The sequence below is a fragment of the Actinocorallia aurantiaca genome (genome assembly GCF_039533685.1).
GTDB classification, from domain to species: domain Bacteria; phylum Actinomycetota; class Actinomycetes; order Streptosporangiales; family Streptosporangiaceae; genus Actinocorallia; species Actinocorallia aurantiaca.
The window spans coordinates 52,854-66,091 of record NZ_BAAATZ010000020.1; the positions used below are offsets into that span (position 1 = coordinate 52,854).

At 72.2% G+C, this 13,238-nt stretch carries 16 protein-coding genes; 6 read left to right on the plus strand and 10 right to left on the minus strand.

Going from position 1 to position 13,238, the window contains the following annotated elements; translation table 11 throughout:
* Positions 1 to 65: 65 nt before the first annotated feature.
* Genes ABD327_RS23805 through ABD327_RS23820 form a run of 4 tightly spaced genes read right to left on the minus strand, consistent with a single transcriptional unit; the run spans position 66 to position 2,004 of the window.
* Positions 66 to 422, minus strand: coding sequence for a fluoride efflux transporter FluC (locus tag ABD327_RS23805; RefSeq protein WP_344452891.1), 357 nt, complete (start codon positions 420 to 422; stop codon positions 66 to 68).
* Positions 423 to 459: 37 nt separating this feature from the next.
* Positions 460 to 924, minus strand: a complete 465-nt coding sequence (locus ABD327_RS23810; RefSeq protein WP_344452892.1) for a fluoride efflux transporter FluC — start codon at positions 922 to 924, stop codon at positions 460 to 462.
* 12 nt (positions 925 to 936) lie between these two features.
* Positions 937 to 1,377, minus strand: coding sequence for a DUF3291 domain-containing protein (locus ABD327_RS23815; RefSeq protein ID WP_344452893.1), 441 nt, complete (start codon positions 1,375 to 1,377; stop codon positions 937 to 939).
* 12 nt (positions 1,378 to 1,389) lie between these two features.
* Positions 1,390 to 2,004 (minus strand): helix-turn-helix transcriptional regulator, encoded by a 615-nt coding sequence (locus tag ABD327_RS23820; protein WP_344452894.1) that lies wholly within the window; start codon positions 2,002 to 2,004, stop codon positions 1,390 to 1,392.
* Between the two features lie 196 nt (positions 2,005 to 2,200).
* Here ABD327_RS23820 and ABD327_RS23825 point away from each other — a divergent pair, with 196 nt between their 5' ends.
* Positions 2,201 to 3,406, plus strand: coding sequence for a beta-ketoacyl-[acyl-carrier-protein] synthase family protein (locus tag ABD327_RS23825; protein ID WP_344452895.1), 1,206 nt, complete (start codon positions 2,201 to 2,203; stop codon positions 3,404 to 3,406).
* A 51-nt stretch (positions 3,407 to 3,457) separates the two neighbouring features.
* Here the strand turns inward: ABD327_RS23825 and ABD327_RS23830 are convergent, their stop codons facing one another.
* On the minus strand, positions 3,458 to 4,135 hold the full coding sequence (locus ABD327_RS23830; RefSeq protein ID WP_344452896.1) for a DUF402 domain-containing protein: 678 nt from the start codon (positions 4,133 to 4,135) through the stop codon (positions 3,458 to 3,460).
* A 61-nt stretch (positions 4,136 to 4,196) separates the two neighbouring features.
* Here ABD327_RS23830 and ABD327_RS23835 point away from each other — a divergent pair, with 61 nt between their 5' ends.
* The gene (locus ABD327_RS23835; protein ID WP_344452897.1) at positions 4,197 to 4,589 is read left to right on the plus strand and encodes an ankyrin repeat domain-containing protein; all 393 of its coding nucleotides are present in this window, start codon (positions 4,197 to 4,199) and stop codon (positions 4,587 to 4,589) included.
* 21 nt (positions 4,590 to 4,610) lie between these two features.
* A complete protein-coding gene (locus ABD327_RS23840; protein WP_344452898.1) occupies positions 4,611 to 4,832 on the plus strand; it encodes a DUF5302 domain-containing protein in 222 nt (73 codons plus the stop codon).
* A gap of 50 nt (positions 4,833 to 4,882) precedes the next feature.
* Here the strand turns inward: ABD327_RS23840 and ABD327_RS23845 are convergent, their stop codons facing one another.
* From ABD327_RS23845 to yczR, 3 genes are all read right to left on the minus strand, one after another.
* Entirely contained in the window at positions 4,883 to 5,281 is a 399-nt protein-coding gene (locus ABD327_RS23845; RefSeq protein ID WP_344452899.1) for a hypothetical protein, read from the minus strand.
* Positions 5,274 to 5,639: a hypothetical protein gene (locus tag ABD327_RS23850; RefSeq protein ID WP_344452900.1), complete on the minus strand. Its 366-nt coding sequence runs from the start codon at positions 5,637 to 5,639 to the stop codon at positions 5,274 to 5,276. The genes ABD327_RS23845 and ABD327_RS23850 overlap by 8 nt, the downstream gene beginning before the upstream one ends.
* Positions 5,640 to 5,707: 68 nt before the next feature.
* Positions 5,708 to 7,156: a MocR-like transcription factor YczR gene (yczR, locus tag ABD327_RS23855; protein WP_344452901.1), complete on the minus strand. Its 1,449-nt coding sequence runs from the start codon at positions 7,154 to 7,156 to the stop codon at positions 5,708 to 5,710.
* Positions 7,157 to 7,399: 243 nt separating this feature from the next.
* Here yczR and ABD327_RS23860 point away from each other — a divergent pair, with 243 nt between their 5' ends.
* Positions 7,400 to 7,630, plus strand: coding sequence for a hypothetical protein (locus ABD327_RS23860; protein ID WP_344452902.1), 231 nt, complete (start codon positions 7,400 to 7,402; stop codon positions 7,628 to 7,630).
* Positions 7,560 to 9,959: a Tex family protein gene (locus tag ABD327_RS23865; RefSeq protein WP_344452903.1), complete on the plus strand. Its 2,400-nt coding sequence runs from the start codon at positions 7,560 to 7,562 to the stop codon at positions 9,957 to 9,959. Before ABD327_RS23860 ends, ABD327_RS23865 begins: the two co-directional genes overlap by 71 nt.
* Positions 9,960 to 9,980: 21 nt before the next feature.
* Here the strand turns inward: ABD327_RS23865 and ABD327_RS23870 are convergent, their stop codons facing one another.
* Positions 9,981 to 10,766: a hypothetical protein gene (locus ABD327_RS23870; RefSeq protein WP_344452904.1), complete on the minus strand. Its 786-nt coding sequence runs from the start codon at positions 10,764 to 10,766 to the stop codon at positions 9,981 to 9,983.
* Positions 10,767 to 10,806: 40 nt separating this feature from the next.
* Positions 10,807 to 12,018, minus strand: a complete 1,212-nt coding sequence (locus ABD327_RS23875) for an MFS transporter (protein ID WP_344452906.1) — start codon at positions 12,016 to 12,018, stop codon at positions 10,807 to 10,809.
* A gap of 198 nt (positions 12,019 to 12,216) precedes the next feature.
* On the opposite strand from ABD327_RS23875, the gene ABD327_RS23880 reads away from it, so the two are divergent.
* Entirely contained in the window at positions 12,217 to 13,230 is a 1,014-nt protein-coding gene (locus ABD327_RS23880) for a CHAP domain-containing protein (RefSeq protein ID WP_344452908.1), read from the plus strand.
* The last annotated feature ends 8 nt before the right edge of the window (positions 13,231 to 13,238 follow it).

The window sequence follows — 13,238 nt, forward strand, 5'->3', positions numbered from 1 at the left end:
CATGGTGGCCACCCTAGGCTTGTAGACCGTTTCGGGGCAATCGTCCGGCCTTGTCTCCCGCCGCGTCAAAACAGCCGTCCCACGGCCGACCCCAGACCCGCCGCCCCGAGCCCGGCCCCGGTGCTCAGGAGCACGTTGGCCAGGGCACGTCCCCCGAATCCCTCCTCCGCCAGCCGGACGGTCTCGTACCCGAACGTCGAGTAGGTCGTCAGCGCGCCGCAGAACCCGACCCCCGCCAGCGCCGCCGCACCGCCCTCCACGGGCGCTCCCGCGAGCAGTCCCAGCAGTCCGGATCCGGCGACGTTCACCGCGAGCGTCCCCCACGGGAACCCCGTTCCCCACCGCTCCTGGACCCACCGGTCCGCCAGGTACCGAAGCGGCGCTCCCACCGCCGCTCCCAACGCGACGAGCAGAACGTTCACGACGCGTCCCTGGAGGAACGGCGGAACGCCCGGGGGGTCAACGCGCCGCCCCGGTGCGGCGCAGCAGGGCGCGGGTCGCGGCCAGGCCCAGCCAGACGGCGGGCAGGGCCGCCAGCGGAGTCGCCAGCAGGACGAGCAGGGCGGTGGCGGGGTCGCCGGATCCGTAGACGTCCACCGCGTAGGTGGAGAACGTGGTGAAGCCGCCGAGGAAGCCCACTCCCAGGAAGGGCCGGGTCAGAGCGGGGAGGGAGGGCAGGGCCGCGATCGCGGCCATCAGGACGCCGATGAGCAGGCACCCCGTCACGTTGACGAGGAAGATCGCGCGGACGAACTCCCCCGGCGGTGACGGAAGCAGGACCGTCAGCCCGTACCTGGCCAGGGCGCCCAGCGCTCCGCCCAACGCGATGGCGCCGAGCAGCCGCCGGGGAGCCCTTTCGAGCTCCCGGCGCTGGGCCGGGATCCGCAGGTCGACGTCGGGGTCGCGGGGCTGCTCATCGGCCATGGAACCGGGAGTTTAGCGGGCGGGCTCCGGCTCGAAGCGCTCGCGGAAGGTGAACGCCTTGGGACCGGGGCCCTCGGCCCGCAGCAGCTCGAGCCGTTCCCGGCCCTCCTGGACGGTGGGCCGGTGGCCTTCGGGAACCCACCACAGCACGACCGTCTGCTCCTCCGTGTGCTCGAACCACTGGCGGCGGCCGCGGAGGAACTCCAGGTGGGTGGTGCGGTAGGTGAAGTCGAAGAGGGCCTGGTGGGACTCCCAGACGCTCATCGTGACGATGACCATCTCGTCTTCGAAGGGGTTGAAGACGGCGTCGTCCTTCTCTACCAGCCTCCAGACGAACCCGGGCGAGGCGTCGGCGAGGTGGTTGATGCGGTCCAGGTTGGCGGTGAAGCCCTCGGTGGCCGGGTCGTCGAGGGGCGCGCGCAGCCGGGCGAGGTTGAACTGGGCGAGATGCATGGGACCAATATGTCAAATCTCGTTAGTTTTAGAAAGCGCCACACAGCATCGGCCCGGCGCGGGGTCCATCCGCGCGCACCAGCCCGCCTCCTCGGCGAGCCCCTCCAGCAGGGCGAGGTTCATCGAGCACACCAGCGCGGGGAACTCCTCGGCGAGCGCGTGGAACGGGCAGTTGCGCATGCGCAGCACGCCGTCCTCCTCGTATGGCTCGTAACCGCGCTCCCCCAGCAGCCGTTCGGGATCCCCGCCATGCTTCCGCCCGTACGCGCGGGCCGCGTCCTCCGCCCTCTCGTCCAGGCCGGCCCGGTCGACGACCTCGGCCAGCAGCGACGCGGCCGTCCGGTAGTCGCGGGGAGGCACGCTCACCGCGAACTCCCCCGAGGCCCGCCGGTAGTACTTGGCCGGACGCCCCGCGCCCGGGCCGCCGCGCCCCTCCGCCCGGCGGAAGACCGCGTCGAGCAGCCCCGCCTCCACGAGCTTGTCCAGGTGGAAGGCCGCCAGGGTGCGCTGGACGCCGACCGCCTCCGCCGCCTCGTTCCGCCCCACGTCGTGCCCCTGGGAGACCACGTACCCGTACAGCCCGCGCCGGACCGGATCGTTCAGCAGCGCGATCGCCTCGATGCTCACCCCCTCATCCTAGGATCGCCGCGAAAGCCGGGCCGGGACAAGATCAAGTTATAGGTTCCCTACAACAGCCCGGCGGTCAGCTTGGTCCAAGATCCCCACAGAGAATCCCGGTCCGCACTGGCAGACTGAGGATCCGGTGAACCGTTCTCGACTCTCGAGATGGAAGCGGTTTGTTTGATCTAGACGGGAGAACACCATGCGTGAAGCAGTCGTCACCGGCCTGGGCGCGACCACCCCTCTGAGCGGTGACCTGCCCGGCACCTGGGAGGCGCTGCTCGCGGGGCGGTCCGGAGTCGGCCTGATCGAGGACGAGTGGGCCCGGGAGCTCCCCTCCCGGATAGCGGGACGGCTCAGGGTCGACCCCTCCGAGGTGCTCAGCCGGGTGGAGGCCCGCCGCCTCGACCGGGTCGAGCAGATGGCGCTGGTCGCCGGCCGCGAGGCCTGGGAGTCCGCCGGACGGCCCGAGGTCGACCCGCTGCGGCTGGCCGTGGTCATCGGCACCGGCATCGGCGGCGCCACCACCCTGCTGGGCCAGTACGAGCTCATCACCAACAGCGGGCCCAGGCGGGTGTCCCCCAACACCATCCCGATGCTCATGCCCAACGGGCCGTCCGCCTACGTGAGCATGGACATCGGCGCCAAGGGCGGCGCCCGCACCCCGGTCAGCGCCTGCGCGGCGGGCGCCGAGGCCATCGCGATGGCCGCCGACCTGATCCGGATGGGCCGCGCCGACGTCGTCGTCACCGGCGGCGCCGAGGCCTGCCTCCACCAGCTGACCATGGCCGCCTTCGCCCAGATGCGCGCCCTCTCCACCCGCAACGACTCGCCGGAGACCGCCTCGCGGCCCTTCGACGTCACCCGCGACGGGTTCGTCATGGGCGAGGGCGCGGCGATCATGGTCCTGGAGAGCGCCGAGTTCGCCGCGGCGCGCGGCGCGACGGTCCACGGCCGCATCGCGGGCTCCGGCATCACCTCCAGCGCCGACCACATCACCGCCTCCGACCCCGAGGGGCAGGCCCGCGCGATCAGCGCGGCCCTGGCGGACGCCGGCCTGTCGCCGCTGGACATCGACCACGTGCACGCGCACGCCACCTCCACGCCCCAGGGCGACGTCGCCGAGGCCGAGGCCATCTCCGCGGCGCTCGGCTCGCACCCGCTGGTCACCGCCACCAAGTCGATGACCGGCCACCTCATCGGCGCGAGCGGGGCGCTGGGCGCGATCAGCGCGCTGCTGTCGGTCCGCGACGGGATCGTCCCCGGCGTGCTCAACCTCGACGAGATCGACCCCGAGATCAAGATCGAGGTGGCCCGGGGCGCCGCCCGGCGGCTGCCCGTGCGCGCGGCGGTCGCCAACAGCTTCGGCTTCGGCGGCCACAACGTCTCCCTGGTCCTCACCCCCTGACCGGGGACGGGGCGGTTCCGGCCCGGCCGGAGCCGCCCCGGGCCGCAGGGCTCAGCGGCGGGCGCGCGGCCTGTCCCAGCCGGGCGGCAGCTCCTCGGGCACCGGCCAGTCCGGCTCGGGCCGGAAGTCGCACCAGGTGCCGTCGAAGGGGAACTCCCCCTTCTCGATCCGCTCGGCCACCCGCATCCCCTCGGCCCGCACCGCCTGCTCGTCGTCGACCCAGTAGTGCTCGGGGAAGCCGAGCCGCTCCGCCAGCTCGTGCTCGTCCTTCCACGACCAGGTGCGGTCCCGGTCGACCCAGATGTCGAGGTCCTGGTCGCAGATGTCGATGCCCGCGGCGGTCTCGTCCCGCCACAGGACGCCGGGCTCCTCCAGGTTCACGTACCAGCCGTAGAAGCTGTCCTCGGGGTACCAGAAGAAGAGCACGGAGTGCGCCGCGCCCGGCGGCATGAACATGAAGACGTTCGGCCCGCGCCAGCGCATCTCGGTGAGCTCCCGCTCCACCGTCACCCACTCCGAGAACGGCATGTCCCGCAGCCCCCGCCCGTCCGCGGTCATCGTCGCGGACATCGCGGTGTTCCGCGGGATCCACAGGCGCAGACCCTGCTCGTCGTGCTCGACGACCCGGACGGCCCGGACGAAGACCAGCCGGTCCCCGGTGAACTGTCGGTGCAGGATGACCTGTCCGGGAGCGAACCGCAGGGTCTCCAGATCGTGCTGCGTCGTCATGTCACTGATTGAATCAGTTCCAGGGAAGTGCTCGACTCCGAGGCCGGGAAAGGTCGTGTCCATGACGAACGATGAGAGCGACGCCGAACTCGAGGAGTTCGCGACCAGGATGTTCCAGCTGGCCAGGACCGGGGAGACGGAGCGGCTGCGCGCCTACGTGGAGGCGGGGCTGCCCGTGAACCTGATGAACGGCACCGGCGACACGCTGCTGATGCTCGCCGCCTACCACGGGCACGCCGAGACCGTCCGAACGCTGCTGGAGCTGGGCGCGGACCCGGAGCAGCCGAACGACAAGGGGCAGCGCCCGCTGGCCGGAGCGGTGTTCAAGAAGGAGCCGGAGGTCGTCCGGGCCCTGCTGGACGCCGGGGCCTCCCCCGACTCGGGGCAGCCGTCGGCCCGTGACGCGGCACGTATGTTCGGCCACACCGAGTTCCTCACGTGGTTCGACGCTTGACCGGCGTGGCAAGCTGGACGCATGGCTGACCAAGAACAGAACGAGCAGACCGGCGCTCCCGAGGGGCAGGCCCCCGAGGAGACGCCGGAGGAGGCCGCCAAGCGCCAGTTCCGGGAGGCGCTGGAGCGCAAGCAGAACGCGCACCACGCCGGCGCCGCGGGCGGCCGGGGCGGGTCCAAGATCCATGGGACCCAGAACCAGAGCGGTGGCAAGCGCACCTTCCGCCGCAAGGCGGGCGGCTGACCTTCCGCCCGACACACCAGAACGGGCGGGGGCCCAGGCTCCCGCCCGTCTCACCTCTCCGGGGAGACCGGCTCCCTGGAGCTCCGGCGCAGCCACAACAGCCCCAGGACGGGCAGGACCAGCGGGACGTACCCGTATCCGGCCCCGAAATCCGACCATACGGTCGGCTCGGGGAAGGCCTCGCCGTCGAGCACGCTGTACAGGCCGACGCCCAGGACTCCGGCGAGCTCGATGCCGATGGCCGCCAGCGCGATCCCCCGCCGGGAGGTCCACAGCGCGGCGGTGGCCAGCAGGTAGATCACCGCGGCGAGCGCGGAGAGCAGGTAGGCCACGGGAGCCCGGTCGAACTCGGTGGCCAGCTGGTAGCCCGAGCGGGCGCCCGCCGCCAGGGTGAAGATCGCGTAGACCGCGACCAGGACGCGTCCCGGCCCGCGGGAGAGCTCAGACACCGGTACCGCTCCACAGGTCCTGCATCCGGAGGATGACCACCGGGACCGTCAGGCAGGCCACGCCCGCCGCCACCGACCCCCACTTGCTGCGCTCGCCGACGGCGAGGAACGCGCCGACCGGGAGCACCACCAGCGAACCCGCCAGGTAGCCGATGAACGTGCCCTGCTCCTGCGCCTCGTGTCCGCCCGCCAGGAGGACGGCCGCCACGATCACCTGGATCAGCAGCCCCGCCTCCAGCACGGCCATGGACAGCAGGTGCACCGCCTGGATCGGCTTGTCCCGGGCCGCCAGCACCAGGAACCACACCGCCCCCACCAGGGACAGCGCGATCAGGGTCCCCGCGAGCCAGCCGACCATCGGCTTCCTCCACATCCTCGTTCCGGCGGACCCACCGTACAACCGCGGGCAGGCGGGGCCGACCCGGGTCAGACGCAGGCGGGCACGGAGCGGGCCGCGGGCAGGTTCTCGGCCTCGGCGTAGGCCGTCGCCATGCGCTCCACCGCCTCGCGCATGACGTCGGGCCGCAGCACGTAGGGCACCCGGACTGCGTCCTCCAGCACCCCGTCGGCGCCGAAGACCGGGCCGGGCACGACCCGGACGCCGCGCCGCAGGGCCACCTCGCAGAACGCCGTGGCCACGGGCGAGGGCAGCCGCACCCACAGCGACATGCCGCCGGAGGGCACGGTGAACCTCCAGTCGGGCAGCCGGGTGCGCAGCGCCTCCACCAGCGCGTCGCGGGAGGCGGCCAGCCGCGCGGACCTCTCGGCGCGCACCTCCTCCAGGCGCTGGAAGAGCTCCGCGGTGATCAGCTGCTCCAGGACCGGGGAGGCGATGTCCAGCGGCTCCCGGGCGGAGGCGAGCTTCCGGATGAGCGGGACGGAGGCGCGGATCCAGCCGATGCGCAGGCCTCCCCAGAACAGCTTGGAGGCCGACCCCACCGAGATCACCCGGCCGCCGGTGTCGTAGGCGGCGACGGGAGAGGGGACGGGTTCGTCGATGCCCAGCTCGGAGAAGGTCTCGTCGGAGATGAGCTGGGTCTGGGCGGCGCGGGCGGCCTCGACCAGGGCGATGCGGTCGGGCTCGGACATCAGGTGGCCGGTGGGGTTCTGGAAGTCGGGGATGAAGTAGCCGAGCCGGATGGCGGTCTGCCGCATCCCGGCGGCGACCAGGTCGAGGTCCCAGCCGTCGGCGACGCCCACGGGGACGAGCCGGGCGCCCCGGTTGCGCAGCGCGGTGAGCACGTGCGGGTAGGTCGGCCGTTCCAGCATCACCGAGTCGCCCCGGCCCACCAGGGTGCGGATCAGCAGGTCGCAGGCCTGCTGCCCGCCGGTGGTGACGATGATCTCCTCAGGCCGGGTGGGCAGGCCGCGCTGGGTGTAGCGGTCGGCGATCGCGGCGCGCAGCACGGGCAGCCCGGCGGGTTCGTAGCCCGCGACGCAGGTGTAGCGGGGCAGTTCCCTGACGGCGGCCTCGACCGCCTCGGTGAAGACCGCGGGCGCGGCCGGCGCGGCGCAGCCCAGGTCGATGGCGTCCGGGAGCATCGCGGGGCCGGGGTCGGCGGTGAACGACGGGGTGGCGGGCAGGGGCGACAGCGTGACGGGCGGCAGCGTCGTCCAGCTCCCCGCGCCCTGCCGGCTGGAGACGTAGCCGTCCTCGCGCAGCGAGTCGTAGGCGGAGGTCACGGTGGTGCGGCTGACCGACAGTGCGGAGGCCAGGTCCCGCTCGGCGGGCAGGCGCACTCCCAGGGGCAGCCTCCCGTCCCGGATCAGGGTCCGGACGCCCGCCGCGAGCGCCGCGTAGAACGGCCGTTCCGCCGGGAGCTCGCCCAGGAGCCGGGCGAGCTGCAGGCCACTGACATACCGCGCATCACTCATAAAGGCCACTTTGCCGGATTGGCTCTTAACGGGCAAGCCATTGGCCTGAAGTATGGGAAGTGGCCCGAAAAGAACCACTCCCCCCCGGAGGCTGTCGTGCTCTACTTCCTGATCTTCCTCATCCTGCTCGCCGTCCTCGGCCCCCTCTTCGGCCGGGACTCCCGGGACGGCCCCCGCCGCGCCTCCCGCGCCCGCGCCCACGGCCGGTCGGCCTGAGAACCCACACTCCCTGGAGGACGGACCATGCTCTACGCCCTGATCTTCTTCATCCTGCTCGCGATCCTCGGCCCCCTCTTCGGCCGGGACTCCCGGGACGGCCGCGACTGGGCGGGCGATCTGCATTACGAACCGCGTCGCCATGTTCAAGGCGACAAGCACTCCCCCGAGCCGGAAGAATGCAGCCATGAGCTTCAGTCTGCCGACGATTCACCGGCGTATCGCGGACGAGTTGGGTGTGCGGGAGCGACAGGTTGAGGTCACGGTCGAGCTGCTCGACGGCGGCTCGACCGTCCCCTTCATCGCCCGCTACCGCAAGGAGGCCACCGGCGCCCTCGACGACGTCCAGCTGCGCGCGCTCGAGGAGCGGCTGCGCTACCTGCGCGAACTGGAGGAGCGCCGCACGGCCGTGCTGGAGTCCGTCCGCTCCCAGGGCAAGCTGACCGAGGAGCTCGAGGCCCAGCTGCTGACGGCCGACTCCAAGGCCCGCCTGGAGGACCTCTACCTTCCCTACAAGCCCAAGCGCCGCACCAAGGCCCAGATCGCGCGCGAGGCGGGGCTCGAGCCGCTCGCCCTCACCCTGCTGGAGGACCCGTCCCGGGACCCGAAGGCGTTCGCCTCGGAGTTCACGGGCGAGCAGGTCCCCGACGAGGCCGCCGCGCTGGAGGGCGCCCGGGCCATCCTGGTCGAGAGGTTCTCCGAGGACGGCGACCTCATCGGCGAGCTGCGCGAGCGGATGTGGAGCGGTGGACGGCTGATCTCCCGCGTCAAGGAGGGCAAGGAGGAGGCCGGGGCCAAGTTCTCCGACTACTTCGACTTCTCCGAGCCGTTCACCGCCCTGCCCTCCCACCGCGTCCTGGCGCTGTTCCGCGGCGAGAAGGAGGACGTCCTCGAACTCGTCCTGGAGCCCGAGGAGCCGGTGGAGGGCCCGAGCTCCTTCGAGCGGCGCATCGCCCAGCGCTTCTCCGTCTCCGACCGGGGCCGCCCCGCCGACCGCTGGCTGCTGGACGCCGTCCGGTGGGCCTGGCGCACCCGCGTCCAGGTGCACCTGGGCATCGACCTGCGGGCCCGGCTGTGGCAGGCCGCCGAGGAGGAGGGCGTGCGGGTCTTCGCCGCCAACCTGCGGGACCTGCTGCTGGCCGCGCCCGCCGGGGCCCGCCCCACCATGGGCCTGGACCCCGGCCTGCGCACCGGCGTGAAGGTCGCGGTGGTGGACGCCACCGGCAAGGTCGTCGCCACCGAGACGATCTACCCGCACGAGCCGCGCCGCCAGTGGGACGCCTCCCTGGCCACCCTGGCCGGGCTGGTCAAGGCGCACGGCGTGGAGCTCATCGCGATCGGCAACGGCACCGCCTCCCGGGAGACCGACAAGCTCGCGGCCGAGGTGGTCAAGCTGGTGCCCGGGACCACCAAGATCATGGTCTCGGAGGCGGGCGCCTCGGTGTACTCCGCCTCCGCCTTCGCCTCCCAGGAGCTGCCCGACCTGGACGTCTCGCTGCGCGGCGCGGTGTCCATCGCCCGCCGCCTCCAGGACCCGCTGGCCGAGCTCGTGAAGATCGACCCCAAGTCCATCGGCGTCGGCCAGTACCAGCACGACCTCGCCGAGAACAAGCTCTCCCGCTCCCTCGGCGCGGTCGTCGAGGACTGCGTGAACGCCGTCGGCGTGGACGTCAACACCGCGTCGGTGCCGCTGCTGACCCGGGTCTCGGGCATCAGCAACGGCCTGGCCGAGAGCATCATCGCCCACCGCGACGCCAACGGCCCCTTCCGCACCCGCAAGGCGCTGCGGGAGGTGCCGCGCCTGGGCCCGAAGGCGTTCGAGCAGTGCGCGGGCTTCCTGCGCATCCCCCAGGGCGACGACCCGCTGGACTCCTCGGCCGTGCATCCCGAGGCCTACCCGGTGGTGCGCCGCATCCTGGAGTCCACCGGCTCCGACCTCAGGTCGCTGATCGGCAGCCGGACCCTGGGCACGCTCAGGCCGCAGGACTTCGTCGACGACACCTTCGGCCTGCCCACGGTCACCGACATCCTCGCCGAACTGGAGAAGCCGGGACGTGACCCGCGCCCGGCGTTCAAGACCGCCGCCTTCAAGGACGGCGTCGAGAAGCTCACCGACCTCGAGCCCGGGATGCTGTTGGAGGGCGTGGTCACCAACGTGGCGGCGTTCGGCGCGTTCATCGACGTCGGCGTGCACCAGGACGGCCTCGCCCACGTCAGCCAGCTGTCGAACTCCTTCGTCAGCGACCCGCGCGAGGTCGTCAAGCCCGGCGACGTGGTGCGCGTCAAGGTGCTGGAGGTGGACCTGCAGCGCAAGCGCATCTCCCTCACCCTGCGCCTGGACGAGGAGTCGCCGCGCGGCCAGCGCGGCCCGCGCGGCAGCAACGGCAGCAACGGCAGCAACGGCGGAGACGACCGGCGCGGACGTCCCCAGAGCGGGCAGGGCGGCCAGAAGAGTCAAGGCGGCCAGAAGGGCCAGGGGGCTCAGAGCGGCAAGGGCGGCAAGGGCAGGGGCGACGGCAGGCGCCGGGAAGAGTCCCAGCCGTCGGGCGCCCTCGCCGACGCGCTGCGCCGCGCCGGACTGGCCTAAGACCGGGGTTCGGACGGGCGGTCAGGGGCGGATGCCGGTCACCGCGAACCGCTCCACGTCGGCCACATGGCCGCCCGTCCACACCACGATGGTGGCGACCTCCTCGACCTCGCCCTCGTAGGGCAGGGTCAGCTTCCAGCGCGTGTCCTGCCCTCCGGCGGGCGTGCAGCAGTGTTCGCCGAGCGGCTCGCCCGCCCGCGGGTGCAGGAGCTTGGCCTGGAGGCTCTCGTCCACCCCGGTGATCCGGCCCCCCACCGTCACGGGCGTGGCCGGCCGGCCACCGTAGGCGGGGGTGGTGAGGCTGAGGGTGGTGTCGTCGGTGCCGACGACCTCCCACGGGCCGCTTCCTCCCTCGCCCATCCGGAACAGGTGCACGACGGCGGCGGTGTGCTCGCCGCCCTCGGCCTTGTAGCCGACGCCGATCCTGGCCTCGTTCCCTTTCTCGGACCTGCTCGTGACCCGGTCGATGCTGGTGAAGCCGAGGTAGGAGCGGGTGAAGGAGAGCGCGGTGCGGCCTGCGTCCAGGTTCCAGGACGCGTACCCGTTCGGGCGGACGGACCGGACCTCGTCCGGGCCGCTGAAGGGCCACAGCGGCAGGTAGCCGGCGGGGAGCGTGCCTCCCCGCACGTCCGGGGAGGCGGTGCCGGGCGACGGCGAGCCGCTGCCGGTCGGCGTGGCCGGCGGGACGCTCTGGGACGACGGGTCGGTGTCCGGTGCGGGCCCGGCCTCCGGAGGGTCGTCGCTGCATCCGGCGACCAGGGCGAGACCCAGCACGAGTCCCGTGACTGCGGTACGACACGACTTCATCAAACGCCTCCCCCGCGCATTGTGCCTTATGCCGGAGGAATTAAACGATGATCATTTTTTCGGTTTTATCCGGCACGGATTGCACGGCCCCGGCATTTCCCCGCCACATCAGCCCCGCCACCACCGCGACGGCCAGCCCCACTCCCCCGGCCAGGACGAACGCCCAGCCGGCGCCCGCCTTGTCGATCACCTGTCCCGCGAGCGGGGCGGCGCACGCGAGGCCGAGCGTCATCGCGGTCGAGTGCAGGCCCATCGCCTCGCCCCGCACCCGTGCCGGGACCCACCTGGACATGGTCTCCACCGTCGTGGAGAGCGACGGCGCGCACAGCAGACCCGAGGGGATGAGCGCCAGCATCAGCAGCCGCCAGTCGGCGACCAGCACGAGCGGGAGCGTCAGCAGCCCCATCGCCCCGATCAGCACCGGGGCGGGGAGGCCGCGGGGCAGCCCGCCGTAGACGAAGCCCCCGACCAGCGACCACAGGCACCACAACCCGATGGCCAGGCCCGTCCAGCTCACCGCGCCGCCGGCCGTGAGCAGCGCGATGATGCCCAGTTCGGTGGCGGCCACGATGAAGGTGGCGGAGAAGGTGACCAGCAGCAGCGCCATCATCGGGACGGTGAGCCAGGTCCGCCGGGGCACCCGGGGACCGGCGGGGGCCGCGGCCTCCTCCTCGCTGCGGGTGGGCGGGTTCAGCACGAAGAGCGCGATCCCGGACCCGGCCATGCCCAGGCCGATCGCCGCGAGCGTCCAGCGGCTGCCGACCAGCGCCACCGCCGCGGTGGAGAGGGCCGGGCCGATCATGTAGGAGATCTCGACCAGCATCGAGTCGAGCGAGAACGCGGTGCGCCGCCGCTCCTCGGGGACCATCGCGGTCAGGCACTGCCGGGTCAGGCCGTACACCGGGAGGGCCAGCAGGCCCGAGAGCAGCGCGCCCGCCAGCAGCGGCCAGAACGGCAGCCGTCCGGCCAGCGGCCAGAAGCACAGCTGCGCGAGCATCGTGACCAGCAGGACGGGCCGCATCCTGTACCTGTCGACGAAGCGGCCGGCGACCGGCGCGCTGACCGCCACCCCGAGGGTGCACAGCGCCCCGACCAGGCCCGCCCGGAAGAAGCCCTGGTCGAGAGTGAGGGCGACGTGCAGGGTCAGGCCCACCCCGGCGGCCGACACCGGGATCCGCGCGAGCGTCCCCACGAGCATGAGGCTCCGCAGTCCCGGCAGGGCGAGCACCTGCCGGTAAGGCTCAATCTTCATCTGGTTCCTTACCTCCGGTCGGACAGTCTGCCAGGGGACCTTGACCGGGGGAAATTTTTTCTTGACTCCGCAGGGGTTTGCTTGACTCGAACCCGACGGATCCATCGCTACCGCTTGCCCATGTCAGTTACCTTGAGTACATTCTTCCGAGATCGAGCCGTGATCGACCTAGAAGGTCGCGGAACAAGGAGTACGCACGTGGATCCGGTTGGCCAGAAGCTCCTGGAAATCGCGAAGAGCGAACTGGGCTACACCGAGAAGTCCGGTGGTTACACCAAGTTCGGCGACTGGTGGACGAAGAACATCGATGAGGACGGCGACTCGTACTTCACGACGGCCCCCTGGTGCGACATGTTCCTCGCGTGGGCCGCGGACAAGGCGGGCCTCACCGAGTACGCGGGCCAGTTCGCCTCCACCCAGAAGCACGCGGAGTGGTTCGACCAGAACGACGCCTGGGGCACCGCCCCCGAGCCGGGCGCGCTGGTCTTCTTCAACTGGGCGGGCTACAAGAGCATCGACTCCATCCAGCACGTGGGCATCGTCGAGAAGGTCGGCGAGGACGGCACGATCCACACCATCGAGGCCAACACCCACAACACCCTGGCCAGGCGCGAGCGCGACTCCGACGACATCGTCGGCTACGGCTATCCGGGCAAGGTGAAGGTCGCCGGGCAGGTCTACCAGGGCTACCAGCCCAAGCACTCCGCCCCCGCGCCCTCCGTCGAGCAGCTCACCCAGGCGCCCGTCACCGACGCCCAGGCGGGCGTCCAGGTCCGTCCGGAGCCCGCCTCCGGCGACGCGCACGAGCTGCCCGTCAAGGAGGCCGCGCTCACCGGTGTGATCGGCCTGGCCGTGCTGAGCGTGCTCGCCGTCGGCCTGGCCAAGGCGACCGCGGCGAAGGTGCCGGCCGCCGTGGCCGCCGCCCCCGAGGTCCGGGTGCGCAAGCGCGGACGCCACCACCGCACCTCCGGCGCCCCGCCGGTCGCGATGCCCGTCGAGATGACCCACTACGACCTGGACGACGCCGAGTCCGGCACCCTGATGATGCCCGCCATCTCGGCCCAGGTCGCCCAGGAGGTCGAGGACCGCGAGTTCTGGGGCCGGATCGCCCACCTGAAGGAGGACGAGGAGCTCGGCTTCTGGACCGACCTGCACACCGCGGTCACCCAGACCGCCGAGACCAACGCCCAGCTCACCGGCCGCCGCCACTGACGGAGCCG

What these genes read in the sequence shown, in the direction of transcription:
- ABD327_RS23870 (WP_344452904.1), bottom strand. Translation starts at nt 10,766, where the DNA reads ATGAAGTCGTGTCGTACCGCAGTCACGGGACTCGTGCTGGGTCTCGCC.
- ABD327_RS23825 (WP_344452895.1), top strand. Translation starts at nt 2,201, where the DNA reads ATGCGTGAAGCAGTCGTCACCGGCCTGGGCGCGACCACCCCTCTGAGC.
- ABD327_RS23835 (WP_344452897.1), top strand. Translation starts at nt 4,197, where the DNA reads ATGACGAACGATGAGAGCGACGCCGAACTCGAGGAGTTCGCGACCAGG.
- yczR (WP_344452901.1), bottom strand. Translation starts at nt 7,156, where the DNA reads ATGAGTGATGCGCGGTATGTCAGTGGCCTGCAGCTCGCCCGGCTCCTG.
- ABD327_RS23850 (WP_344452900.1), bottom strand. Translation starts at nt 5,639, where the DNA reads ATGGTCGGCTGGCTCGCGGGGACCCTGATCGCGCTGTCCCTGGTGGGG.
- ABD327_RS23865 (WP_344452903.1), top strand. Translation starts at nt 7,560, where the DNA reads ATGAGCTTCAGTCTGCCGACGATTCACCGGCGTATCGCGGACGAGTTG.
- ABD327_RS23875 (WP_344452906.1), bottom strand. Translation starts at nt 12,018, where the DNA reads ATGAAGATTGAGCCTTACCGGCAGGTGCTCGCCCTGCCGGGACTGCGG.
- ABD327_RS23815 (WP_344452893.1), bottom strand. Translation starts at nt 1,377, where the DNA reads ATGCATCTCGCCCAGTTCAACCTCGCCCGGCTGCGCGCGCCCCTCGAC.
- ABD327_RS23840 (WP_344452898.1), top strand. Translation starts at nt 4,611, where the DNA reads ATGGCTGACCAAGAACAGAACGAGCAGACCGGCGCTCCCGAGGGGCAG.
- ABD327_RS23860 (WP_344452902.1), top strand. Translation starts at nt 7,400, where the DNA reads ATGCTCTACGCCCTGATCTTCTTCATCCTGCTCGCGATCCTCGGCCCC.
- ABD327_RS23810 (WP_344452892.1), bottom strand. Translation starts at nt 924, where the DNA reads ATGGCCGATGAGCAGCCCCGCGACCCCGACGTCGACCTGCGGATCCCG.
- ABD327_RS23830 (WP_344452896.1), bottom strand. Translation starts at nt 4,135, where the DNA reads ATGACGACGCAGCACGATCTGGAGACCCTGCGGTTCGCTCCCGGACAG.